Below are 25,898 nucleotides of genomic sequence, written 5' to 3' on the forward strand. Positions count from 1 at the left end.
TAAATCAAAATTTTATATCATATTTTTTTCTAACACAATATTTTATACTTCAAAACAAGAAAAATAGCTTTATAAATTTGTAAGCTATTTTTCCATAAAACAACCTGAAAAATTAATAATAATTTGATTATAAACTATTTACAAAGTAAAATAAAGCTATTTAGTGTATATTTTACACTTATGTATTTCTGATCATTTCTTCGGGAACGTTACCGGGAACGTTCCCGAAGTTTTCAACATATTTTACTGCCACTCCTTAAGATTTGGATTGAAATTCTGCGTGAAATTGGAAAATCGCCATTTTTTTTTTGAAAAAAAACAGCAAAATAGACCATAAAAAACAGCTCTGTTTTTTCGTTAAAAAGTATCGTTTTTTGGATGCTTGATCGTCACTCTTTTTATTCAGGTTTTACCTCAGATTTCGGTCGATCTTCTCTTGATTAGTTTTGAATTAAGGACGATCTTTTCATTTGGATTTACCGATGATGGATCTTCGAGCATTTTAAATAAAAGCAAAGCCGCTTCAATACCAATTTTTGTAGCCGGCTGTGTAACTGTTGTTAATGAAGGATTCAATAAAGGTGCAATCTCCAAACTGGAAAAGCCTACTACTTTGAGCTGCTCAGGAACAGAAATTTTCAAATCATAACAAGCGTAATAGGTTGCAAATGCAAGGCGTTCAACCGAAGTAAAAATGCCATCGGGTTTTAACTCTGTAAGTACCTTCTTCAAAATCACATTATTTTTTGGGTAGCTATTTGTACAATCGATTACAAGGCTTTCATCGTAAGGTATCTTATATTTTCCTAATGCATCTATATATCCCTGCATCCGAAATTTACCTATAGAAAGATTCTTATTGATAACCAGATAAGCTATACGGGTACATCCCTGCTTAATCAAATGTTGGGTAGCAGAAAAACTACTATCATAATCATTAGTAATTACTCTGGGTGTAATAATATCTTCGTAAACGCGGTCGAAGAAAACAAGAGGTAAACGTTTTTGCGTCAGCTCATTTAAATAATTGTGGTCATTAGCCTCACCTGAAACAGACATTATAATTCCATCTGCCCTCCCATTATGTAAATGTCTGATAAAAGATACTTCTTTTTGGTAATCGTCATCGGTAGCATAGATCAGAATGTGGTAGCCTTTCTCCCGTGCTATGCGTTCTATCCCATGTATAGCTTGAGAGAAAAAGTTATTTGCCATCTCAGGAACAATTACTGCAATAGTTCTGCTACGCTGCTCTCTTAGATTGCTGGCATGATGATTAGGCTGATAATTCAGCTCCTTTGCCATTGTTAATATGCGCTCTTTAGTCTCTTTACTAATATCGCTATTATCTCTAAAAGCTCTTGAAACTGTTGAAGTTGATAAATTTAGTGCCTTAGCTAATTGCTTAATATTAACGTTATCCATCTAATTTTAATGATTTATATAGAATCACTAATTCACGGTAAATATAGATGAAAATCTAAACTCATAGTATTAACGTAATTAAATAATATAACGTTTACACCATGTCTTTATATTTATGGTACATTAGCTGAATATCATAGGGATATAGACAATATTAAGAAGAGGGAGAACAATTCATGACGAAAAAGGTCAAGTTTACCAATGCCAATAAATCCGCATTTTATGCAACTGTACGTTCAAGAGTTGATGCTTATTTTACTGAAAACAATGTCTCTACCTATGCAAATGGACAAATGTGGTTTAAGGCGTATTTTTTTCTTACAGGTCTTGTAGTTAGTTATTTATTAATTCTTACCGCAAGTTTAAGCCTCCCTATTATGCTTTTGCTAGCTATTATATTAGGTATGTTTGGTGCATTTGTAGGGTTTAATGTTTGTCATGATGCCATCCACAAGGCACTTTCGCCTCATTTGGCAGTTAATAAGATGTTCAGTTTTGTATTTAATCTAATTGGTGCAAGCCCATATGTCTGGAATATTTGCCACAATATTGTGCATCATACCTATACAAATATCGCAGGACACGATGAAGATATCGATGTAGCGCCTGGTTTAATTCGTTTTTCAGATGGTGAGACGGTTAACAGACTGCAGCGATATCAACATTTTTATGCCTTTGTGCTTTACAGCTTTGCTATGCTATCCTGGGTATTCAGAAAAGATTATAAAAAATTCTTTCAAAAGAAGATTGGCGAGCACGTTTTAACCCACCCAAAAATTGAATATTTTAAACTCTTTTTTTATAAAGGAATCTATTATTTCCTATTTATAGGCCTCCCTTTAATGATACTTGACATCACTTGGTGGCAATTTCTTGTTGGTTTCCTAGCGATGCAATTTTCACAGGGACTTGTATTAGGCCTCGTTTTCCAACTAGCACATGTGGTTGAAGGCACTAGCTTTCCAAATCCGGATACCCATGGCAATATTGAAGAAGCCTGGGCTGAGCATCAAATGAGAACAACTGCTAATTTTGCCATCGACAGTAAATTAACAGGCTTTTTATGCGGAGGTTTAAACAGACAAATAGAACATCACCTTTTTCCTAAAATATGCCATATACATTATCCGGCAATTGGTGGGATTGTTAAAGAAACTGCAACAGAATTCGGGCTGCCATATATTGAAAGTTCCACTTTTACCGCAGCATTGGTATCTCACTATAAAACACTACGCAAATTGGGAAAAGAAACTTATGCAGAAAACAAGTACATTAATAAATCATCGTGCTTATTTACCCGGAAAGTTTCCGCGGCATACTTATAGCATCTTTTTCTGGCCTTCTATCGTTAATCTTACTTCAGGTAACCTTTGTCTTTAAGAAAATCTGACCATATCTTATATCCCCCATCATTCAAGTGCAAGCCGTCTTTTGTTAAATCTGCTCTAAGATGATTAGCGCCATCAATAAACCTTGGATAAAGGTCTATCACTGTAAGCTGTCTGCCTTTAAAGTTTCTAATCTGTTCGTTTAGCCACAAGATATGCTCATCCTTATTATAATGATTCTTAAACTTATTGAACTCACTATTTACGGGCAGAAGTGTATAAAAATAGATTTTCGTTCTTTTTGAACCTTTGCTTATTTTACTAATAATTGTTTTATAATTTCTAAGAATAATGCTATCAGGGATATTTCTGGAAATATCATTAATTCCTATCAAAATAAATATTTTGGCAGGCCTTCCTGATATTACTTCATCTAAACGATCCAAAACACCAAATGTAATATCTCCAGAGATACCTCTATTTTTCGCATTAGGTAAATTCAGCAACTTAGCCCAGTTACCACCAGCCGTTATGCTATTACCCAAAAACACAAAATCCTTCTTAGATCTTTTATCTACATTAAATTCCTCTGTTATCTCTTTATACTTAGCAGGTCTGTAGGTACTATCCCAGGTTACCGTCTGTGCTATTGATTCTTTATTAAGAAGGAAAATTATTAGGATAAATCCTGTAAAAAAAATATTTAGCGAATTCTTTTTCATCATTTTGTTCTTTAGTTTCCTAGCAAATCCGGATAGTCAGAGATGATTCCATCAACTTGCATCTGCTTTAATATATTGATATCTTCTTTTGTGTTTGCTGTCCATGGAATCACTTTAATATGTTTTTCATGGCATTTTTTTACCATAGCATCATCAACCATTTTAAAAGCCGGACTCATAATAAATGGATTAAAACCAAGGTCTGCTAAATTTTCGTCAACGGTCTTCTTATTATCCACCAAAAAAGACGTTCTTACTTTTGGATATTTCTTATTAAGGATCTGCAATGTTCTTTTGTCAAAAGATTGAATAACTACATAAGGAATTATCCCCTTACTTTCTATAACATCCATCAACAGCTTCACGAATCTATCTGGTTCTGGATTCAAAATATTATCACCTTTCACACTACATTTCGTTTCAATATTATAGAACATCTGTTTTTTTCCTTTCGAATATTGCTGAACAGAGTCTATCAGATCTGCTAAAAGTGGGATGTAAGATTTGATCTTTCTTTGATTTGGAAATCCCGCATGAACTTTTGTCCCTAAGTCAAAGGTTTTTAACAGATCATAATTCATTTGATAAACAGGATATTTTTTTGAATCAGCAGTAGGGATATCCTTGCCATCTGATGTTAACATAAACCCTGGGCTTAGGTAATCATCATGCGTAACCACAACTTTGCCATCATTAGTTATGTGTGTATCCATTTCTAACGTGGTAACGCCAATGTCTATTGCATTTTGCATAGCGACAATAGTATTCTCGGGCATCAATCCCCTGCCCCCCCTGTGTGCTTCGGCACTAAATGAGGGAAAATCCAAATTACTGTTTCCACTGGTCTTTTTTATTGCTTTACAGGCGGCCATGCATAACAAAGCCATTGCTCCTAAACTAATCAGATTCTTCATTATTTTTTCTATTCCGTGATTTTTTATGATTCAGTAACTGCAGTATACTTATTTCCAAAACGATCAGTCACATCTACTGTAACCTTTTTTACTGAAGCGCTAAAATGTGCAATAAATAAGTGTTCTGTTTTTCGTGGTTCGGCAAAAGTCCTGCCCACCGGTAATTTATCACCTTTATATAATTCAACTGCCTTAGGGTCGTATCCCTTTAGCTGCTCAAGTAATCCCATTGGTTTATCGTCAAGGATATATTCTACCTTCCATTCGGGATCCCAATTCCAAACATTGGCAATCAGCCTTTTTTGGTCGGTTAGTTTATCTACATATATCTGGTAAAAAAAGCTTGCAGAGGATCTCTGCAAGCTTTATAAGGTCAAATTACTTTTCCCACCATACCTTGGTCATCACATTATCCCCCCCAATGCGGTCAGCGGCGATCTTATAATTACCAGGATTAAACCTGCGAACATCATTATGGTACATAAAACGGGTTGGCATTTCTCCATTATGAAGCATAAATTCTGTTTTAGGCAAAACAGGGAAGCCAGTTCTGCGATATTCAAACCATTGCTGGTAATCGCAAAAGAATAGGGCAAGATATTTTTGGTTCATTATCTGTTCAAACGTGCCGTTAAAAACAGCCCTCTGGTTTGTAAAATAATTTGCAGGCATTACACCATTTGGCCATTGGGTAACCGCCGCAGTAACTCCTTTTTCATACGCAACCTTTGCCGCCGCTAAGTCTCCTGTTTTCAGTGCAACCTCTGCTTTAATAAATTCGACTTCGGCATAGCTCATTATTATCTCATTAATGAATGTACCTACTGCACTTGGGTACATCAAATCCCCATTAGGAGTGCTTGGATTAAAGTCAAATTGGGTTATATCACCTGAGTGTCCGGCAGTAAAACCTTTATATCCTATACTCTCCGCTTTATCATTTACAATTCTTGAAGCCTTTGTCATAAACAAAGCCCTTCTTGGATCTTCCAGATCATTTAACATGTCAACAAAGAAAGAGCCCATTGCCGTAAAGTTAACGTAGTCTTGGCGGCGGCCCCAGGCATAATCATAAGGGGCAACACCGTTAACTTTTACAATTGCAGCTTCGCTATTGTTTGTAAATACAGGATATTTAGCAGGATTTGCAATCATAGCTGCCAATTTTTCATAACTTTTAAACTCAGCTTTTTTTGAAAGACGCAAAATCATTCGCATTAAAAGTGAGTTATTGAACTTACGCCAGTTTGCTTTTACGTTGTTATACAGGAGATCATTCCCCGACATAACCTCAGCTCCACTATAAATTGTATTTGCTTCCTCTAACTGTTGTATTAAAGAAGTATAGATTTCTTCCTGAGTATCAAACTTGGGTTGAGTGATTTTATCTTCTGCCTGCAATGCTTCTGAAAATGGGATATCGCCAAAACTATCTGTCAAAATACCAGTTATGTAGGCTCGTAAGGTGACAGCTACAGCTTTATAAGCTGGCTGATCATATGTTTTTGCAGCCGCCTCCATTTCTCTAACATTCCGTAAATACTTATAACAATTGTTCCAGGTCCCATTTCCGGCACCTTCCTGAACGTCATAGCGATGTATTCCAAGTGCAACACTTGGATTCGGAATCCCCACCTGCATCAATTGCCAGGTAAAGTCATAACTTCTTACCGTAAAATATGTACTCATTCCATAAATGGTAGGTGTGATTAAACTACCTGGCGTTACTTTATCTATTCGGTTAGGATCAACATTTAGTTCTTCAAAATTTTTGGTACATGAAGAAGCTGCCATTAGACTAACTAAAGTAAAAACGGCGATTATCTTTTTTTTCATCTTTATCTCTTTTTTGGCCATAGCCTTATTATCAATATTTTATCTAGAACTAACTACAGTTGCAAGCGAAGATTTAATCCAAATGTTCTGGTACTTGGCAACTGGCCCATTTCCACTCCAGGCATAATGGTTGATCCATTCAGAGCCGCTGTTTCAGGGTCGAAAGCAGGGAACTTTGAAATCATCGCAAGATCTCTTCCGTAAACGGCAACTGTAATCCCTGATACCTTTAGTCTATTGATTACTGATTTAGGCAGGCGATATTCAATACGGGCTTCTCTTAACTTTAAAAACGATGCATCAAAACTGTTCGTCTCTAAATTTGCACGGCGGTAATAATCCGCATACCAGGTATTAACTGGTACTCTTGTATTATTTGGAGAAAAGGACCCGTCAGCATTCTGCACAACACCATCTCCTATAACTCCACCTTCTTCACGACCTGCCAAAGTATGTTTCAATTTACCTTGTTCTGTCATTTTATGATGTGTTTGGGAGTAAACTATCCCACCATATTGTCCATCAATTAATATACTAAGTGTAAAATTCTTATATCTAAATTCATTTTGAAAGCCGCCTCTCCAATCTGCATAAGCATTTCCAATTTTTTGTATATCGTTAGGGCGAGCTGCCAGACCGGTAGCCTTATCAAAAATAACCTGACCCTTATCATTTCTAACTAATCCATAACCCCACAAATCTCCTGTAGAACCTCCAACCGTAGCAATTATAGAAGCCGCACCGGCTCCGCTTTGAGCAATAACCTGCTGCGATGCAAGTACATCTTTACTTAACTCCAGAATTTCATTCTCATTCTTTGCCCAGGTAATTGTGGATGTCCATGTAAAATCCGTTGTTGCTACCGGTTTTCCACTCAACATCACCTCAATACCTTTGTTCCTAATTTTCCCACCATTTATAAAGGCACTACTAAATCCGGTAGTTATGTCTAGTGGAACTGATAAGACCTGATTCGTAGTATTTGTTAAATAAAGGTTAACATCGGCATTAATGCGATTCTTAAACAGGGATATATTCGCTCCCGTCTCCCAGGATCTTGACATCTCAGGTTTCAGATCTGCATTTTGTAAAGTGGTCGGCGCTTCCGAAGAACCAGGGAATGCAGAAACTCCATAGTATTTAATAGTTCTATAAGGTTCAGTATCTGATCCTATTTGGGCCCACGACAGTCTAAGTTTTGCAAATGAAATCACTTCTGGCAATTTGAAAATCTCGGTCAAAATATAACTTGAGCTTACTGAAGGATAGAAATAGGAGTTGTTGTTTTCCGGCAAAGTAGAAGACCAATCATTGCGCCCAGTAATATCCAGATATATCTTCTTATCCCACGAGAAGTTCATCAAGCCAAAAATGCTATGTGTTTTTCTTTTATATAAGGCATTTTCTGCTACTGCGGAAGTTAAAGCATTAGAAAGTTTATATACACCAGGCAATAATAAGCCCCTTGCAATTGAATTAATTTGTTTCTCGTCCCTGTTCATCAAGTTTCCGCCAACAGACGCACGAAACTCTAACTTTGGCAAAAGTTCATTGTTATAGCTTAACAATGCATCTGTATTAGACTCCATGAAATTAACATCCTGTTGCTTATAGTATCCCAGAGGGAAGTTAGCTGAATCAAAAGTGCGGCGCTGCTCTCTTGCATCAACTCGCATATTAATACCAGATCTAAACATTAATTCCCACCTATCATTAAAAGTATAAACTCCCTGTAAGTTTCCGTCAAGATTAATGCTATTCAAGCTGTTGGTCATTTCATTGGCAATCAGAAAAGGATTCTCAATAAAAGAACTATAGGGGTGAATCTGTTTCAATTGCTCCTGACCTTTTTTCCATCTTGGGGCATACCAATTAAGATCAACGTTTGGATTTTGGAAAATCATAAAATAGGCAATAGACTGACCATTATAACCGGTACCAGGCAAATTATCACTTGTTTTATTTGTATAATTAAATTTACCATTCAACTTAAGTTTCTTCGAAAGTTGCAAACTGGTATTTAATGACCCTACTATTCTTTCAAAACCAGTGTTAGGCATTATCCATTCATTCTTGGTATGCGTTATAGATGCTCTTGCAGTAAACACATCAGTTCCTCCATCTAATGCAACACTATTTTGCAAAGTATATCCTGTTCTCCAAAATCCTGTAATATTATCTTTATAAGGAACCCACGGAGTTCTTGTTGCACCTTGTCCTTCTACGTTCGGGTCATATTGAAAATAATTTTGACCATTAAATTTAGGTCCCCAGGCGCTTGATGTTGATCCAGTATTTGGGCCATCAGCCGAAGCTGAATAGGAATAATAAAGTTCTCCGTCCTTATTTTTATTCAAGTTACCCTGTCCATACTCATATTGATAGTCTGGCCAACGCAACACATCGTTAAAACTAGTATTCGAATTTACAGTAACACCGATTCCCTTATCTCTTTTACTGCCTGATTTTGTGGTGATAATAAAAGCCCCATTTTGAGCTCTACTCCCGTAAAGTGCAGCGGCAGCAGCCCCTTTTAATACAGTTATGGATTCTATGTCATCTGGATTTATATCTGAAATCCCATTTCCAAAATCAACAGGAATATCTTTATCTGCGCCCGATGATCCGGCTCCGTAAGCATCATTAACTCCGGAACTTGCAGAACGTGTTATTAAAGGAACACCATCTACAACTATTAAAGCTTCATTATTTCCACTAAGGGATCTATCTCCCCTCAAATTTATCCTTGTACTGTTAATGGGTCCAGAACCAGTCTGTGTAAGGGTTAAACCTGGCACTTTTCCTTTTAAAGCGTCGGACCAGTTATTTGAAGGGGCATCTGAAATTTCTTTTCCACTTACTTTAGTTGCGCCAAAGCCCAGTGAATTTGCCTCACGTTTTATACCTAATGCAGTGACCACCACCTCATTAAGTTCACTGCTTGAAGAAGTCAATTTAATCTCTACATTTGACTGGTTATCAGAGAAAATCCTTTTAGCTGCAATATATCCGAGCATATTAAAAGACACTTCAGTACCTTTATTAACTGTTACAGCAAAAGCCCCTTCTCCATTTGTAACACCTAGAACTTTCTTTTGATTATCAGTGATTGTAACTCCTGGCATTGGCTGGCCATCATTAGCATCCTTTACCGTTCCTTTAATTGTAATTGTCTCCTGCTGAGACATTTTGCCCGAAACTACAATTGGTGCAGCCGTAAGCACTTGAAGCGGATTCATAAAAGTAACAAAGAGTGCAAAAAGCACATACTTTGAAACTTTTCGTAATCGCATTTGATTAGTAAAAGTTTTATTCATCATACTTGGTTTATTTGGTTTTCTTTCCTTTTCTTGCAGCATTTCGTTTCATTTCGTTTTTCTTATTTTGCTGCAAATATGCCAGTTGTAATTTTAACTTAATATTAACACTGTATTAAGTTCACATCAATCATACTAGCTTAATAAATATTGTTTCACCAGATTTTTGAACTCTGAAACCTGAGTTTCTACCCATTTAGTATCCTTTCGTAATTCTTCAGCCATTAAGCGCGCTACCTCTGGGGCAAGCAGTAACGCGCCTTTTGCATCCAGAAATAACAGTCGCATTCTACGAGAAAGTACATCCTCTATAGAGCGCGCCATTTCATTTCTTACCATCCAGATCACTTCTGCCTTTAGGTAATTGTATCCGTTATATATAGGAACATTCAATTCAGGCTCATCTATCATCAGCTTCCTTATTCCTTTGGCGTCTGCTCCATAAATCCCTAAAGCACCCTCATCAACTCCTGACATGTACCCATGAATCTTAACGCCTTCAGTAATACAATGGGCCGCAGGCAATTTGCCAAGCTCAATAGCCCTATTTACCACGTCCATAGCCATTCTACGATAAGTAGTCCATTTACCGCCAGTTATCGTAATGAGCCCAGATTTACTAATTATAAGCTTATGACTCCTGGATATCTCTTTAGTACTATTGGTATTTTTCCCCGGAGCAGCTAAAGGGCGCAATCCGGCAAATGTTGCCAGCACATCAGATCGAGATGGCACCTTTATGAGGTATTTACCTGCTGTGCTTAATATAAAGTCAATCTCTTCGTCCAATGGTTTAGGCTCCAAACTGTGCTCATCCAGTGGCGTATCTGTAGTACCTACAAGCACTTTCCCATGCCAGGGAACAGCAAACAAAACACGCCCATCCGATGTCTTTGGAATCATTAAAGCACTATTACCCTGCAGAAACGACTTGTCGAGCACCACGTGTGCACCCTGGCTTGGCCGCACTATCGGCATACCAGAAGGTATATCCATTTTTAAAATCTCATCAACAAATACACCGGTAGCATTCACAACCACTTTAGCTTTTAATGAATATGATTTCCCGCTTTCAAGATCAATAAAAGAAACACCATTAACCAATTCTCCCTCTTTTACCAAACCAGTCACCTTCGTGTAATTGAGGGTTACACCGCCGTACTCAGCGGCAGTCTGGGCCAGGTTTAAAGCTAACCTTGCGTCATCGAACTGACCGTCGCTATAACTAATACCACCAATTAATCCGTCGCGTTTTAAACCAGGAATTGCCTGTAAAACCTTGTCAACAGATAGAAATGATGATTTTTTAAACCCACTTTTGCCGGCCAGTAAATCATAGAATTTTAATCCAATTAGATATTTGTATTTAGAAAGCCATGAATAACATGGTATGATAAAATCCTGATCCTTCACCAAATGAGCAGCATTCTTTAGAAGTAAGCCGCGTTCATGCAGCGCCTCATAAACTAAGGCAATATCGCCTTGAGCCAAATACCTCACACCACCATGAACTAACTTCGTACTTCTACTTGATGTTCCCTTAGCAAAATCAGACTGCTCCAAAAGCAAAGTACTATATCCTCTGGATGCAGCATCCAGAGCAGTCCCTAATCCGGTTGCACCTCCACCTATAATGATAACATCCCAATCACTTTTCTGATCAATGCGTTCAATAAATGCCGCTCTATTAAAAATCATTTCGTTTATTTTCTATTTAAGCTGTTATTATTTCATAAACTTTCGTTTATAATAATAAAAATAACAAAACGAAACTAAACATAATTATTTTATAATAAAAACAAAATCATTAAAAATTTAGATAACTATTTTTATTGCTTCACTAACTTTACAGTTGAAAAATATCATTATATTAATAGCTCTTTATATTTTAACTCTAATGATTAACATTGCAGAAAGACACCAGTATATTTTAAATAAGATTCAAGTAAATGGATCCCTCGATGTTCAAAGCTTATGCAAAGAACTCGATGTTTCATCTGTTACGATACGGAAGGATTTGAAACTACTCGAAGATAAAAACCTTCTTTTTAGAACCCATGGAGGGGCAACCTTGAACAATCCATATACAGTAGATAAACCTGTGAATGAAAAAGAGCATCTTCAATCTGCAGAAAAAATCAGAATCGGAACACGCGCTGCCGAACTCATAGAAGACAATGATTCTATCATTATAGCATCTGGCACTACCGTTCTAGCATTAGCAAGGTGCATTAAACCAAAAGGTTCGTTAACAGTAATTACCTCAGCATTAAATGTTGCTCTTGCGTTGGTTCATCATTCAAACATAGAAGTAATTCAGCTGGGTGGCTTACTAAGAAAAAGTTCATCATCCGTTACAGGCCCCTATTCTGATAATGTTTTAGGAAACGTATTTTGCAGCAAATTGTTTTTAGGTGTTGATGGAATTGACCTGGAGTTTGGCCTAACCACAACAAACGCTTTTGAAGCTCACTTAAATCGACAAATGATAGATTCATCGCAAAAAATAATTGTCCTTGCCGATTCAACCAAATTTGGCAAACGTGGCTTCGGCAGAATATGTGGCATCGAAGAAGTAGATCATATCATTACTGATAGTGGTGTGTCTGAGCACACCATAAAATCAATTGAGAGTATGGGAATTAAAATATCAATAATTTAAAACACCTAATTTAAAGTTCACAATAGGTTAATATAGCTGATGTACATTTACTATATACATCATCCATATGAACAGCGTTTTCAAATTCTTTATCCCGCCCGACAAAAAATTTCAACCTTTATTTGAACAATCAGGTAAAAATCTAATCAGCATTTCCGAAACACTTTTGCTAGCGCTTAGCACTAATGATCTTGATCAGCGAAATAAGCACATCAAAAAAATTGAACAGCTGGAGCGCAATGGAAATAAAATAAGGCATGCTGTTTTTCTGGGTTTAAGCAAAAGCATGATCACCCCATTCAGTAGGGAAGATATTCATACCCTGATTAGTGCCCTTTATGACATTGCAGATCATATTAGGGCCGCTGCCATCAGCATAGAAATGTTCAATATTCTTCAGCTGGATAAAACAATGATCAAGCTCGCTAACCTGCTAACAGAAATGTGCAGAGATCTTGATCGCGCCCTTAAAGAATTAAGGAGTTTCAAGAATAAAACGATTATATCAGATGTTTGTCTGAGGATATATAAAGGTGAAAGTAAAGCAGATCAGCTATGCAATCTTGCAGTCGCAGGTCTCTTTAAAACCGAATCCAATCCAATAGAACTCATTAAACAGAAAGAGTTACTGCAAACATTGGAAATGGCTACCGACAAGTGTGACGATGCGGCTAATGCGCTTGAAGCTATTCTTGTAAAAAACTCTTAACTACTATCTTGCTACCACCTCCATTCACCAGCAATCTTTAGAGGAACTTCTAGATTATTCTGTTTCAAGAACCCCTTTAGTTCATCGTCAGTTTGTTTTTTAACAGGTAATACAGGGGTATTCGCAAGACCATACACTAGCATAGCACTAAAACGCACAGTATTTTTCAATTGCTGCTCATCAACTAGTTTAAAAACGTCCCCATCCGAATGATAGAAAGGTCCTGAATTATTAGGTAAATCGCCTCCAGTTCCTCCACCTATGGGGATTCCCTGCAGCATAAAAGGCTGATGATCACTATGCAGCCATGCCCCCGAATAAAACAGGTTTTTAAACCCTGTATCAATCTTTGTAATCTGACTGCCCCATGAAGAAAATAGATCTTTCATCTCCACTCTGCTGGCAGCAAATCCTTTCGGATTATTAGTCATGTCGTAATTCAACATAAATCTTATCTGATCAAGCGTATTTAAGTGCCTTGCGGCCTCAACGTACGCCTTAGAGCCCAGCAATCCTTGTTCCTCTCCCATAAAAAGCACAAACTCAATTGTCCTTTTATTTTCGAGTTTTAATGCTTTAAATGTTCTGGCCATATCTATCACCGCAAAAGAACCTATACCATTGTCAATTGCACCTGTAGCTAAATCCCAACTATCAAGGTGACCACCAACTACAATTTTCTCTCCCAATGTATCTGTACCTTTCAAAGTAGCTATTACATTTCTGGCTTTAATTGCACCAGAGAAATTAGTCATATTTACGCTCGCAAATTGCTTCTGTGTCTTAAGCTTCTCCTTAATACGCATTCCATTTTCGAAACCAATGCAAACGGCAGGTATTGGAATTAGCTTTCCAGTTACAGAAGCTGTGCCCGTAAGCAATACTCCTCCTTTTACGCCGTTAATAATGATTATTCCTGCAGCACCATACTTTGTTGCAATAGCCGTTTTCTCCGAACGATGAAGCGATGGTGTACCTTCAGGAGAACCAGGAAGTACCCCTAAAAATACCAATGCTATTTTTCCTTTTACATGTCCGGAATCCAGTTTATAATCTTCTTCAAGACCATTGCCTAAATCAACCAGTTCTGCCTTTACATTTGCCTTTACAGGGGAATGAGCAAGGGTTACTGATGTTATTGCAATCAGACTATCTTCCGAATCACCAACTTTGGTTTCATTGGTTAGGCGGCTCCAGCTTTCTACCTCAAATCCTTGAAATTTTACATCATAGCCATAAGATTTCAACAATTTATAGGCGTATTCTTCGGCCTTTGCCCCGTTAGCAGATCCTGTTAATCTATGTCCTATTGATTCGGTGGCATTTTTTAAATTTACATATGCCTTAGACTCACTCTGAACTTCTGTATTAATTTTATCAAAAGCAGATCCAAAATCATCCTGTGCCTGAACTTTAATAAAGGCACAAAAAACAAGTAAAAAGAGAGAAATTCTCATAAAGGATATTTATAGTTTATGATAATATCATAACAGAAAAAAACGAATATTATTTCTTACGCTCGGTAGTATATCTCACAAGTTGTTCCAGTCCGGTCCGTGCTTCACCAGGTTCAAAGCTGTGTAGAATATCGAAAGCTTCCTGCTGATATTGTATCATTTTCTGATTGGCATAATGCACGCCGTCTTTTGCATTTACAAAGTCGATGATCTCCTGAATTTTCAAAGGATCATCCTGATGATTCTTTACAAGACTAACGATTCGTTTTTTTTCAGCTTTTTCAGCCCTGTTTAAGGCATAAATTAAAGGCAGTGTAACCTTTTTTTCCTTGATGTCTATTCCCAGTGGCTTTCCAACATCATCGGTCCCAAAATCAAAGGTATCATCCTTAATCTGAAAAGCGATTCCAACTTTCTCACCAAATAGTCTCATCTTTTCTATGGTTTCATCATCAGCACCCGCAGAGGCTGCTCCACAAGCACAACACGAAGCAATTAAAGATGCGGTCTTCTGTCTGATTACATCAAAATACAATGTTTCGCTGATATCCATCCGCCTTACTTTCTCAATCTGCAGCAATTCGCCCTCACTCATCTGTTTTACGGCCTCAGAAACTATTTGCAACAATCGGAACTCACCATTATTTACTGATAGCAATAGACCCTTAGCCAGCAAATAATCACCCACCAAAACGGCTATCTTATTTTTCCATAGTGCGTTAATAGAAAAGAACCCCCTTCTTTCATAAGCGTTATCAACTACATCATCATGAACAAGAGTGGCAGTATGAAGTAACTCTACCAATGCAGCCCCACGATGTGTAGATTCGATAATACCACCACAAAGTTTTGCAGCAAAAAAAACGAACATCGGACGGATTTGCTTACCCTTTCTTTTTACAATATAGTGGGTAATACGGTCTAATAATGGAGCATCGCTATGCATCGAGTCTTTGAATTTTTCTTCGAAGACATCAATATCTTTTGCTATTGGTAATTTTATCTGATCTATTCCAGGCATTCAGGTAAAAAATGTGTGTGCAAACATAAATTAAATTCCTTTAAAACCGTACTTTTAGTAAAAAGTTTAAGGTGAAAATAACATTAATAGTACTATCCTCGCTGCTAGCCCTGGCAATTGTGGTCTATCTGTTAGGCCCAAAACCTCAGCATCCACTTTATTCAATAAATCTCCCCGCAATTCCCCCAGTCAATAAACTCGAAGATTATGTTAAAAGTATAGAAAGTCGACATAAAATAAAACCAAATAATGAAGCTGAAATTGTTTGGGCTGATACCGCTGTCAAGCAGCAAACTGAATATGCAGTAGTTTATTTGCATGGTTATTCTGCATCAAAAGAAGAAGGCAATCCTGTCCATATAAATCTTGCAAAAAAAATAAAAGCAAATCTTTATCTCTCCCGACTAGCAGATCATGGTGTAGACACAGTTTCGGCAATGGAATATACAACTGCCGATCGTCTATGGGAAAGCGCCAAACAGGCTCTTGAAATAGGAAAAAGATTAGGCAAAAAAGTGATTCTTGTTGGCACCTCCACTGGTGGTACATTAGCATTAAAACTTGCAGCCACTTATCCGGACATTTATAGTGTTATTCTAATTTCGCCTAATGTGGCAATTAACGATAAGCTTGCTTTTCTTGCCAATAATCCATGGGGACTAGAGATGTCGAGATTAGTAATTGGCGGGAAAGAAAAAATAGTAGAAGGCAAGTCTGAAGAATATAAAAAGTACTGGTATACCCAATATCGTCTGGAATCTGTGGTACAACTGGAAGAGCTTGTTGAAACAAGCATGACCGAAGAAACTTTTAACAAGATTAAACAACCCCTACTACTTTTATACTATTATAAAGATGAAAAGGAACAGGATCCTGTTGTAAAGGTCGACGCGATGTTAAAAATGTTTGATGAATTAGGAACACCGGCGGGCTTAAAATCGAAAGTAGCTATCCCTAATGGAGGCAGCCATGTGCTTGGCTCTCATATTACATCTAAAGATATTGAAGGTGTTCAGAAAGCCATTGACAACTTCATTACAAATACCTTAAAGATCAAAGAAGACTAAAACTCAGTCTTTCATAGCTTTAGATGGGCAGGCAAAATCTGTACGTTTCAACCCTGTAGATTTAATGGCTCCGTATCCCCCTGCAATATCCACAACATGCTCAACCCCTCTCGCTTTTAGTATAGATGCCGCTATCATGGAACGATAGCCGCCGGCACAATGAATATAATAAGTTTGCTTAGTATCAATTTCCTTTGTCCATTCATTTATATAATCTAAAGGACGGGCTAGCGTATTCTCTAAATGCTCAGCTTCATATTCTCCTGGCTTCCTTACATCAAGGGCGTTCACATCAGGATCCTCATTTACGATATCTTCAAACGCTTCAGCAGAAATAGAAGTAATCGTATCTAAATCCTTACCACTTGCTTCCCATGCGCCAATCCCCCCTTTCAGGTACCCAATAGTATTATCATACCCCACACGAGATAAACGTGTAATCGCTTCTTCTTCTTTTCCTTCCTCAACAATGAGCAATAAAGCTTGTTTCAGATCTGTAATTAAAGCGCCTACCCATGGAGCAAATTGCCCGTTAAGGCCAATATTTACCGANCKAAGRWMKRAASCCTTTAGCAAACACCTGTGGATCTCTGGCATCCAAAATCACAGCTTCCGCATGATTAACCATAGCCTCAAATTCATCTGGGTTTAAAGGATTAAAACCCTTTTCATAAACGTCGTCAAAACGCTCATAACCATGTTTATTCATCTCTGCATTCTTGGCAAAGTATTGGGGTGGTGGTAAAATACCATCGGTCACTTCTTTTATAAATTGTGTTTTTGTTTTCGCTTTAAGTGCGTAGTTTACCTCTTTTTGATGCCCCAAAGTGTCAAAAGTCTCCTTACTCATGTTCTTGCCACAAGCAGAACCAGCACCATGTGCGGGGTAAACCAATACATCATCTGCTAAGGTTAATATTTTATTCTGCAATGAATCATATAATGTGGCTGCCATATCCTCAACAGTTAAAGAACCTTGTTGAGCCAGATCCGGCCTGCCTACATCACCAATAAACAACGTATCGCCTGTAAAAATACAATAAGCCTTACCCTCTTTATCTGTCAGCAAATAAGTTGTAGATTCTGGTGTATGTCCGGGTGTATGTAAGGCAGTAATGGTTAAATCCCCAACTTTAAACTGCTCACCATCTTTGGCAATATGCGATTTAAAAGACGTTTTAGCAGTTGGGCCGTAAACAATATCAGCACCAGATTTTTCTGCTAAATCTATGTGTCCGGATACAAAATCTGCATGAAAATGTGTTTCAAAAATATACTTAATCTTTGCGCTATCTTTCTCGGCCTTCTTTAAATATGGCTCAACTTCACGCAAAGGATCAATTATAGCCGCTTCGCCGTTACTCTCAATATAGTAAGCCGCCTCTGCCAAACAACCCGTATAAATCTGTTCAATATTCATACACAAATTTAAGATTATAATCTTTCCGCATAAAACCTACGCCGCAAATTTACTTTAAATAGTTAATTCCCCTCTTAAAGGCTTTTCTATTAAACCTACCAGTTCACTGTTTTCCAGACCCTGCCCCATAAGGTACATTAATTTAGTAGTGGTAGCCTCAAATGTCATATCATAACCGCTTACAACTCCCATCTGCTGTAGCTTTTTGCTTGTTTGATACATGCCGAGCTCAACTGAACCACGCTGACATTGAGTAATATCTACGATCACTTTACCCTTATTAATTGCTTTTTGCAGGCATTCAATAAACCACTCAGCAGTAGTAGTGTTCCCTGAACCAAATGTTTCCAAAATAATGGCATCTACCGGAGAATCGGTTATTGCTTTAACTGCCTGAGGTGAAATTCCAGGATACAATTTTAAAACACCAATATTTGGATTAAATTTCAAATTTACCTTTAACTGTTTCTCCGATTGGGGTAAAATATAGTTCTTGAAAAAAGAAAGTGTTACCCCTGCTTCTGCCAGAATAGGATAATTTGGCGACCGAAAAGCCTCAAATTTTTCGGCGTTGTATTTTATTGACCTGTTGCCTCTGAACAACTGATAGTCAAAATAAATACACACTTCAGGAATCATTGCCTTTCCGTTTGATTTTGTTGCTRCAMKWYSCWSKKCMGWWMTTARMTTNCTCTTTTGCGTCTGTCCTGATTTCTCCAATAGGGAGCTGAGAACCTGTAAGCACTACTGGCTTTCCAAGGTTTTCGAGCATAAAGCTTAAAGCAGATGCGGTAAAAGCCATCGTATCTGACCCATGCAAAATCACAAAACCATCAAACTCGTCATATTTATCATAGATCAACTGGGCAATATCAGCCCAGATCTCTGGCGTCATATTAGAGGAATCGAGGATTGGATCAAAAGAATACACATCAAGATCATAATTCAAGCGCTTCAGCTCAGGAACATTTTGTTGAATTTGCTTAAAATCAAACGGAATCAGCGTTCCGGTTTTAGGGTCATTAACCATCCCAATTGTACCACCGGTATATATAATAAGTATTCTGGTCATTGTTAAACTTTAAAAACGCTGATGGAATTGGCTGTTGTTACGGAGGCGATCTCTTCTACACTTGTATTATAGATCTCTGCTAACTTCTCTGCAACATGAATAAGATAACTGCTTTCATTGGGTTTCCCTCTAAAAGGAACAGGAGCTAAATATGGAGAATCCGTTTCTAAAACAATATTAGCAAGCGGTATGTTCATTAACACCTCACCAAGTCCCGATTTTTTATAAGTAACTACACCTCCAATGCCTAAATAAAACCCAAGTTCTATAGCATGTTTTGCTTGCTCCAGATTACCTGTAAAGCAATGAAAAATTCCTCTTAGCTTTTTGTCCTTTTCCTGTTCTAACACTTCAAAAACCTCATCAAAGGCTTCTCTGCAGTGAATAACAATGGGTAAATCAAGATCCTTAGCCCAGTTAATCTGCTCTATAAAGGCAATTTTCTGAATTTCTAAAGTGGCCTTATCCCAATAAAGATCAATCCCTATCTCACCAATAGCATAGATCTCTCTATCCACAATACTTTGGCAAATTTCATCCAATACCAATTCATAATCCTCCTTCACCTCACATGGATGCAGGCCCGCCATAGCAAAACAATTTTTAGGGTATTTCTTCACCATAGCATCTATGCTAGCAATTGAAGCAATATCAACATTGGGCAAAAACAATCGCTCTATATTATTATCAAAGCAACGCTGCATAAGCAACGCTTGTTTCTCCTCGTCCGTTTCGTAGTACAGGTGTGTGTGGGTATCCGTTAAAAGCATGAGCAAAGTTAACAAAAAACCACAGTAAGCTGATAATAACAAAAAGAGGGTATATCATTGTTGTGATATACCCTCTTTTAAACTTGCTGTATATACAGCTAAAATACTATTTTTTCACTGGAGCTGCAGGAGTTATTGGAGCAATAGTTGCACCAGCCTGAGCTGTTGGTTTTTTAATATCTACAATCTCAATGTCAAAGCAAAGAGGAGAGAAAGGCGTAATTCCAGCTTGTGGCTGACCGCCTTCTCCGTAACCTAATGCAGAAGGAATAATTACAGTAATTTTCCCACCTTTACCAATTAATTGATAAGCCTCATCAAATCCTGGGATTGCTGCCCCGATAGTAAACGGACGTGGAGCATATTTTGCCATAGCATTGTATTTTCCAGCCGCTTTAGCAATAGATTCAACTGAAGTATCAAAAATATTGTCTTTACCGTCTGCCTTTTTATTAAGCAATTTACCAGTGTAGTTTAACATAATTGTATCACCCGCAACTGGTTTTTGAGTACTACCCGGAGCGTTAATTACATACTGTAAACCTGATGCAGTAGTTTGAGTTTTAAGATTATTATCAGCAATGAATTTTTTGATCTTACCAGCTTCAGAATCTTTCAATTTAGCTATGGTAGCTTGATAATCTTTTTGGAAAAACTCTTGAGCTTTCTTCTGGAAAGTAGTATCCGCCTCGCCAGCAGCTTTTTTCAATACTTTTTCTATTTTAACAGTAAACACCATGTAGGTATCTTTTGCATTTGCTGGCGGTTTTGGCTGACCAGAGTGCTTAGCCATAGTATCAAGGTTTAGCTTAAATGTTGCACTATCACCTTCACCAAATAAATAAAGTACATCGTTCATATCGCCATCATAAGCTTTTTTTCCAACAGGAAATACTTGTGGCTGTCCTAAATCAAACGTGCTTACAATTGTCGAATCTTTTTCAGTTTTTTGGATAAAGTTTATTTTAACAATATCACCTTCTTTAATTTTTTCGTTTCCTCCAGATTTGTGTATCTGATACATCAAACCTCCCGGTCCTTTTTTGTAGTTGTTACAAGCAGCTAACCCAAGTGTTGCTGCGAAAAGAATTACTATACCTTTCTTCATGTGGTTGTTTATAAATTATTTTTGGTTTTTATTTATTGTAATAATTGTGTTTTATATTCTATCAATACCGATTTAAATTGCGCTATTGTATCCTCCAAATTTTTATCCGAAAATCCTCCCGCCGCATTCCTGTGTCCACCACCATTAAAATATTTCTTGCAGATTTCATTGGCAGGAAAATCCCCGGTGGAGCGCAAAGATAATTTAACTTTATCAGTTCTTTCAATAATAAATGCAGCAAGCCTGATTCCATTTATAGATAAGGCATAGTTTACTATCCCCTCTGTATCTCCCGTAGCTATATTATATTGGTTTAATTCTTCTTTAGTAACAGAAATAATTGCGGTATTAAACTCCCGTAGTATCTCTAACTTGTTACTTATACAATGGCCTAAAAACCTTAATCTGTTTTCAGTAGCATTATCATACACCAACTGATGGATCTTCCAATGCTCTGCTCCAAGATCAATCAGGTCAGCTGCCATACGATATACTGCAGATGTTGCCGATGGAAATCTGAAAGAACCAGAATCCGTCATTAAACCAGTATAAAGACAAGTAGCAATATCTTTGTTCATCCTTACCCCATCTCCAAGTTCATCTACAATAAACTCATAAACCAATTGAGCAGCAGCACATGCACTAATACTCCAATGACGATAGTCGTCAAAATCTTCAGGCTCCAGATGATGGTCTATCATCAATTTATATGCATTTGAAACTCTAACCAACTCACCAAGTTCATTAATTCTTGTAAGGCTGTTAAAATCAAGACAAAAGATCATTGCGGCTTCGGCAACTAATTGTGCAGAGTGTTCAGGCTGCTCTGTATAAATAATTACATCAGAGTTATTAGGAAGCCAATGCAAAAAGTACGGATAATCAGTAGGTGTAATCACCTTAACATGATGCCCCAATTGAATCAAATAAGCATACAAGCCCAAAGAAGAGCCCATTGCATCACCATCAGGTTTGTGATGGGTAGTGATCACTATTTTTTGCGGCGTAGCCAGCAACGACTTTATTTCTGAAATGGATAACATAATTTTCGGTCGCAAAGCTAACGAATTAATATTTAATGATTAATTGAACCTATTATATTTCCTCTATAATCCAATTTATTTACAAGATAGAGGTGAGATCGATTTATTTTGTTTTATGCAGCAGCAAGTATATATAAATTTCAAACTTTAATATTAACAGTATAAAATGTAATTTTGCAAAAAATTTGAAATAAAAAAATGACAACGAACAGAACTTTTACCATGATCAAGCCTGATGCTGTTGCAAACGGGCATATCGGCGCAATTATTAATGATATAACTACAGCTGGTTTTAAAATCATCGCACTGAAATACACTCAATTAACGCCTGAAACTGCTGGTAAATTTTATGAAGTACATAAAGAACGTCCTTTTTATGCAGATTTAGTAAGCTTTATGTCTTCTGGACCTATCGTTGCTGCTATTCTAGAAAAGGATAATGCAATTGAAGATTTCAGAACACTTATCGGTGCTACCAACCCTGCAGAAGCAGCCGAAGGTACTATCCGCAGAAAATATGCAAAATCTATTGATGCAAATGCTGTTCACGGTTCAGATTCAAATGAAAACGCTGCTATAGAAGGTGATTTCTTCTTTACCGCTGCTGAGCGTTTCTAGAAAAACCTTTATTACCCTGCATGTGTAAAATTTCGTTAACATGCAGGGTAATAATCATAAGTTTGTACCTTTCGGAACAAATTTATTAAAATGAAGAAGATCGCTATCGCACTTTTATTACCATTATGCTCAGTTGCAGCACTTGCTCAGACAAGCAAAAAGCCTACCCCCGCAAAAAAAACAACAGCTACTAAAAGCGTACAAAAACCAATCGTCAAGCCTGTTTTTAAATCTACACTAGACTCGGCAAGCTATTCTTTCGGAATAACAATGGCCAGTAATATGAAAAAAGATGGTTTAAACGCTATTAATTATGACCTGATGATGCAAGGAATGAAAGATGCTTTTAACGATAAGCCTTTCGCCTTAACAACTCAAAGCTCACAATCGGCCATCAACAATCTATTTGCGACCTTAAGTAAAAAGAAGTTCGGACCAGCAATTGCCGAAGGCACCGCATTTCTCGAAAACAACAAAAAACAACCCGGAGTTCAGGTTACAGCGAGTGGATTACAATACCAGGTAATTACAAAAGGTACAGGTATTATGCCCAAAGCTACAGACTCAGTGCTTGTACATTATAAAGGAACCCTATTGAACGGAAAACAATTTGATAGTTCGTATGATAGAAATGAGCCTATTTCATTCCCACTTGGCAATGTTATTCCCGGCTGGACAGAAGGAGTACAATTAATGCCTGCAGGTTCAAAATATAAATTCTTTATACCATATAACCTTGCCTATGGCGAACGTGGTGCCGGTCAGGATATCCCTCCTTACAGCACACTCGTTTTTGAAATTGAGCTTCTAAAGGTAAACGGCAAGTAATTCTAAAACCATTATCATAAGATTTTGTTACATACATTAAAAACATAAAGCTTATGATGACCAAAAGATTTTTCCCACTTGCAATTATTGCATTTCTATCAACCACATTAGCCAGCTGTGAATTAATTCAAGGAATTTTTAAAGCAGGCGTTTGGACTGGAGTAATCGTTGTTGTTCTGGTACTGGCGCTAATCATTTGGTTGATCAGCAGGATATTTTAAGTAAAAAACACTACAGAAATACAATATCTGTAATCACTTCAGTGCCGGCATGTTCATTTATCTTTTGAATAATGCCGGCTCTAACCATCAGCAATTCGTTTTTAACAACCGACGATTCAAGCCTTACAAATAATTTCTTGTGCGCAATGTAAATCTGAGTAGTCCGGTTCGCCACAGCTTTACCCATCAATTCTGGCCAAAAAGCAACCACAGAGGTTTCGTCAAACCTTCCTTTTAGCCTATATACATTCAGTAATTTACCAATACCTTCTTTTAAGGTAATATCATTAGGTTTACGCATGATTTACTGATCCGTTATTTACTTCAAATAATGTTACCGGCACGTTTATCTTATTAAACAATGCCAAAACTCTCTCTCTTCCTGTATCCGTTATAAAAATCTGTCCAAAATCCTGATGGGAAACCATTTCCATTAATTTATGCATCCTGCTATCATCAAGTTTATCAAAAATATCGTCCAGTAACAGCAAAGGCTTAAATCCCTTATGTTTCTGAAGATAAGCATATTGCGCCAATTTTAATGCAATTAAAAAGGATTTTTGTTGCCCCTGCGAACCAAACTTCTTTAAAGGCATTTCTGTAATGGTAAATATCAGGTCGTCTTTATGAATTCCGGTGGTAGTTCTCTCTAAAATCTTATCCTTTTCTATGGACTGTGCTAGTAACTGTTCAAAAGGAGTATCACTTAACTGGCTTTGGTATTGCAAACTTACCTGCTCATTATCATCAGTTAAAAACTGATAGTACTTATCAAAGAGTGGAATAAAATCAAGCATAAATTGTTTCCGCTTAGCAAAAATCTTTACACCCGACTGAACCAATTGCTCATTATAAATTTCCAACAAAGTTGGATCGTAGCTTCTTGTTATTGCTATCTGTTTAAATAGCGCATTGCGATTTAACAGGTGACGATTGTATAAAATCAGTTCATCCAGATAACGTGTATCCGTTTGTGAGATCACATTATCCATAAAACGTCTCCGTTCCTCACTGCCATCTGTTATAATGTTGGTATCATAAGGAGAAATCATAACCAAAGGGAACAACCCAATATGATCAGCTAATTTATCGTACTCTTTTTTGTTCCTTTTAAACTGTTTCTTCTGATTTCTTTTAACACCGCAGGTTATTTTCTCGTTCTTTTCCTTACGGTCAAAATCACCTTGTATTAAAAAAAGATCCTCGGCTGTTTTAATCTGCTGACTATCTATTGGATTAAAATAGCCCTTACAAAGACATAAATAGTGTATTGCATCCAGCAAATTAGTTTTACCGGCGCCATTGTTTCCCACAAACGCATTTACTGTTTTGGAAAAACTAATACTAGCATCTGCGTAGTTCTTAAAATTGAGGAGTGTAATATTCTTTAACCACATATTATCTGAAGCCAAAGTTACCGTTTAGCTTTGTTAAATCAGGCCGATACATCCTATTTATTTACCCACAAACTTTTCCTATTTTGACGGTAGTTTAACATGCCTCAGCAACATATTCAGCCATCGGCCGGTTCTAATTAACGCTCAGTTCATTAAACTTTATTTAAATACTCAAAAAAGAGGTTGATACTTTAATGTAAAAATGTATTTTTGCAGTCCTTAATTTTTTTAAATAAAATGTCCACAACAGAAAAAGAAATAAATCAACAGGTAAGAAAGGGTTCTTTTTTACAAGAAAACTCAAAAAGCCTTTTGTTCATTGCAGGTGCTATCATTGTACTAATTGGAATTTACATCTGGTATCAGAATGTTTATTTAAAAAACAGAGCGGAAGAAGCCTCAGCTAAAATGTATAAAGCAGAGCAATTCCTTGGTGTAGACTCATTGTCCAACAAAGCTATAAACGGCGAAGGTGGTTATCCAGGGTTTGAAAAAATTGCTGATGAATATGCCAACACTAAATCGGCTAACCTTGCTAACCTTTATTTAGGCGGCATCTATTTACGTAAAGGCGAATACAAAAAAGCAATTGAATCTTTAGGTAAATACTCTGATACAGGAAGCCCTGTTGCAGATCCTTTAGCATTAGGTTTATTAGGTGACGCTTACAGCGAACTAAAAGATTACAAGCAAGCCATCACTTATTATAAAAAAGCTGCTGATAAAGCGAGCAACAAATTCACCTCTCCATTGTTCCTTAAAAAACTAGGTTTAGTTTATGAAGTTCAAAAAGACTACAAAGGTGCTGCTGATGCTTACAACAAAATTAAAACACAGTATCCTCAAAGTCAGGAAGCTCAAATGATAGACGAATATATTGCTCGGGCAGAAGCACAGGTAAAATAAGATATTATAACATTATAGTAAAAGGCCGGTACATATGTACTGGCCTTTTTTATGTTT

General features: G+C 37.1%; 24 protein-coding genes and 2 pseudogenes. 8 read left to right on the top strand and 18 right to left on the bottom strand.

Features of this window, described 5'->3' with window-relative positions:
• Positions 1-414: 414 nt before the first annotated feature.
• Positions 415-1,425, bottom strand: coding sequence for a LacI family DNA-binding transcriptional regulator (locus N824_RS23075; RefSeq protein WP_048907470.1), 1,011 nt, complete (start codon positions 1,423-1,425; stop codon positions 415-417).
• A gap of 176 nt (positions 1,426-1,601) precedes the next feature.
• Between N824_RS23075 and N824_RS23080 the strand changes: the two genes are divergently transcribed.
• Positions 1,602-2,750: an acyl-CoA desaturase gene (locus N824_RS23080; protein ID WP_048907471.1), complete on the top strand. Its 1,149-nt coding sequence runs from the start codon at positions 1,602-1,604 to the stop codon at positions 2,748-2,750.
• Between the two features lie 29 nt (positions 2,751-2,779).
• On the opposite strand, the gene N824_RS23085 is transcribed toward N824_RS23080, so the two are convergent.
• The 6 genes from N824_RS23085 to N824_RS23110 all read right to left on the bottom strand — a co-directional run bounded on the left by N824_RS23085 (position 2,780) and on the right by N824_RS23110 (position 11,240).
• Complete coding sequence (locus N824_RS23085) at positions 2,780-3,478, bottom strand: GDSL-type esterase/lipase family protein (RefSeq protein ID WP_235207252.1); 699 nt, start codon at positions 3,476-3,478, stop codon at positions 2,780-2,782.
• Positions 3,479-3,486: 8 nt separating this feature from the next.
• Positions 3,487-4,389 (bottom strand): glycerophosphodiester phosphodiesterase family protein, encoded by a 903-nt coding sequence (locus tag N824_RS23090; protein WP_048907473.1) that lies wholly within the window; start codon positions 4,387-4,389, stop codon positions 3,487-3,489.
• 23 nt (positions 4,390-4,412) lie between these two features.
• Positions 4,413-4,751: a calcineurin-like phosphoesterase C-terminal domain-containing protein gene (locus N824_RS23095; RefSeq protein ID WP_048907474.1), complete on the bottom strand. Its 339-nt coding sequence runs from the start codon at positions 4,749-4,751 to the stop codon at positions 4,413-4,415.
• A gap of 16 nt (positions 4,752-4,767) precedes the next feature.
• Entirely contained in the window at positions 4,768-6,225 is a 1,458-nt protein-coding gene (locus tag N824_RS23100) for a SusD/RagB family nutrient-binding outer membrane lipoprotein (protein ID WP_084498441.1), read from the bottom strand.
• Positions 6,226-6,278: 53 nt separating this feature from the next.
• A complete protein-coding gene (locus N824_RS23105; protein WP_235207253.1) occupies positions 6,279-9,545 on the bottom strand; it encodes a SusC/RagA family TonB-linked outer membrane protein in 3,267 nt (1,088 codons plus the stop codon).
• 132 nt (positions 9,546-9,677) lie between these two features.
• Positions 9,678-11,240: a glycerol-3-phosphate dehydrogenase/oxidase gene (locus tag N824_RS23110; RefSeq protein ID WP_048907476.1), complete on the bottom strand. Its 1,563-nt coding sequence runs from the start codon at positions 11,238-11,240 to the stop codon at positions 9,678-9,680.
• A gap of 199 nt (positions 11,241-11,439) precedes the next feature.
• On the opposite strand from N824_RS23110, the gene N824_RS23115 reads away from it, so the two are divergent.
• Together N824_RS23115 and N824_RS23120 are read left to right on the top strand one after the other, a co-directional pair.
• Positions 11,440-12,204 (top strand): DeoR/GlpR family DNA-binding transcription regulator, encoded by a 765-nt coding sequence (locus N824_RS23115; RefSeq protein ID WP_048907477.1) that lies wholly within the window; start codon positions 11,440-11,442, stop codon positions 12,202-12,204.
• A 67-nt stretch (positions 12,205-12,271) separates the two neighbouring features.
• Positions 12,272-12,913, top strand: coding sequence for a DUF47 domain-containing protein (locus N824_RS23120; protein ID WP_048907478.1), 642 nt, complete (start codon positions 12,272-12,274; stop codon positions 12,911-12,913).
• Positions 12,914-12,924: 11 nt separating this feature from the next.
• Here the strand turns inward: N824_RS23120 and N824_RS23125 are convergent, their stop codons facing one another.
• Positions 12,925-14,370, bottom strand: coding sequence for a M28 family peptidase (locus N824_RS23125; RefSeq protein WP_048907479.1), 1,446 nt, complete (start codon positions 14,368-14,370; stop codon positions 12,925-12,927).
• A 49-nt stretch (positions 14,371-14,419) separates the two neighbouring features.
• Positions 14,420-15,391 carry a polyprenyl synthetase family protein gene (locus N824_RS23130; RefSeq protein ID WP_048907480.1) on the bottom strand — a complete coding sequence of 324 codons (972 nt, stop codon included), beginning with the start codon at positions 15,389-15,391 and terminating at the stop codon, positions 14,420-14,422.
• Between the two features lie 71 nt (positions 15,392-15,462).
• Between N824_RS23130 and N824_RS23135 the strand changes: the two genes are divergently transcribed.
• On the top strand, positions 15,463-16,458 hold the full coding sequence (locus N824_RS23135) for a carboxylesterase (RefSeq protein ID WP_048907481.1): 996 nt from the start codon (positions 15,463-15,465) through the stop codon (positions 16,456-16,458).
• Between the two features lie 3 nt (positions 16,459-16,461).
• On the opposite strand, the gene N824_RS35200 is transcribed toward N824_RS23135, so the two are convergent.
• The 7 genes and pseudogenes from N824_RS35200 to N824_RS23160 all read right to left on the bottom strand — a co-directional run bounded on the left by N824_RS35200 (position 16,462) and on the right by N824_RS23160 (position 21,871).
• Entirely contained in the window at positions 16,462-17,034 is a 573-nt protein-coding gene (locus N824_RS35200; protein WP_235207254.1) for a rhodanese-like domain-containing protein, read from the bottom strand.
• Positions 16,991-17,878 (bottom strand): annotated as a pseudogene (locus N824_RS35205) (MBL fold metallo-hydrolase). Before N824_RS35205 ends, N824_RS35200 begins: the two are co-directional and overlap by 44 nt.
• A 54-nt stretch (positions 17,879-17,932) precedes the next feature.
• Positions 17,933-18,517, bottom strand: coding sequence for an asparaginase domain-containing protein (locus N824_RS35210; RefSeq protein ID WP_255327475.1), 585 nt, complete (start codon positions 18,515-18,517; stop codon positions 17,933-17,935).
• Positions 18,507-18,950, bottom strand: a pseudogene (locus N824_RS35215) (asparaginase). The gene N824_RS35210 and the pseudogene N824_RS35215 overlap by 11 nt, the downstream one beginning before the upstream one ends.
• 2 nt (positions 18,951-18,952) lie before the next feature.
• Complete coding sequence (locus N824_RS23150) at positions 18,953-19,720, bottom strand: TatD family hydrolase (protein ID WP_048907482.1); 768 nt, start codon at positions 19,718-19,720, stop codon at positions 18,953-18,955.
• A 106-nt stretch (positions 19,721-19,826) separates the two neighbouring features.
• Positions 19,827-20,828, bottom strand: a complete 1,002-nt coding sequence (locus tag N824_RS23155) for an FKBP-type peptidyl-prolyl cis-trans isomerase (protein ID WP_048907483.1) — start codon at positions 20,826-20,828, stop codon at positions 19,827-19,829.
• Between the two features lie 32 nt (positions 20,829-20,860).
• The gene (locus N824_RS23160; protein ID WP_048907484.1) at positions 20,861-21,871 is read right to left on the bottom strand and encodes a bifunctional oligoribonuclease/PAP phosphatase NrnA; all 1,011 of its coding nucleotides are present in this window, start codon (positions 21,869-21,871) and stop codon (positions 20,861-20,863) included.
• Between the two features lie 198 nt (positions 21,872-22,069).
• On the opposite strand from N824_RS23160, the gene N824_RS23165 reads away from it, so the two are divergent.
• From N824_RS23165 to N824_RS33880, 3 genes are all read left to right on the top strand, one after another.
• Positions 22,070-22,489: a nucleoside-diphosphate kinase gene (locus N824_RS23165; protein WP_048907485.1), complete on the top strand. Its 420-nt coding sequence runs from the start codon at positions 22,070-22,072 to the stop codon at positions 22,487-22,489.
• 90 nt (positions 22,490-22,579) lie between these two features.
• On the top strand, positions 22,580-23,317 hold the full coding sequence (locus tag N824_RS23170) for an FKBP-type peptidyl-prolyl cis-trans isomerase (RefSeq protein ID WP_048907486.1): 738 nt from the start codon (positions 22,580-22,582) through the stop codon (positions 23,315-23,317).
• Positions 23,318-23,370: 53 nt separating this feature from the next.
• Entirely contained in the window at positions 23,371-23,538 is a 168-nt protein-coding gene (locus N824_RS33880; RefSeq protein WP_172661564.1) for a hypothetical protein, read from the top strand.
• A 10-nt stretch (positions 23,539-23,548) separates the two neighbouring features.
• Here the strand turns inward: N824_RS33880 and N824_RS23175 are convergent, their stop codons facing one another.
• Together N824_RS23175 and N824_RS23180 are read right to left on the bottom strand one after the other, a co-directional pair.
• The gene (locus N824_RS23175; RefSeq protein WP_048907487.1) at positions 23,549-23,839 is read right to left on the bottom strand and encodes a DUF721 domain-containing protein; all 291 of its coding nucleotides are present in this window, start codon (positions 23,837-23,839) and stop codon (positions 23,549-23,551) included.
• Complete coding sequence (locus tag N824_RS23180) at positions 23,832-24,935, bottom strand: DNA replication/repair protein RecF (protein WP_048907488.1); 1,104 nt, start codon at positions 24,933-24,935, stop codon at positions 23,832-23,834. The genes N824_RS23175 and N824_RS23180 overlap by 8 nt, the downstream gene beginning before the upstream one ends.
• Positions 24,936-25,172: 237 nt before the next feature.
• Between N824_RS23180 and N824_RS23185 the strand changes: the two genes are divergently transcribed.
• Positions 25,173-25,841, top strand: a complete 669-nt coding sequence (locus N824_RS23185; protein WP_048907489.1) for a tetratricopeptide repeat protein — start codon at positions 25,173-25,175, stop codon at positions 25,839-25,841.
• Positions 25,842-25,898 lie beyond the last annotated feature (57 nt).

Origin of the sequence: Pedobacter sp. V48, from assembly GCF_000523515.1 — a bacterium.
Taxonomy (GTDB): Bacteria; Bacteroidota; Bacteroidia; order Sphingobacteriales; family Sphingobacteriaceae; genus Pedobacter.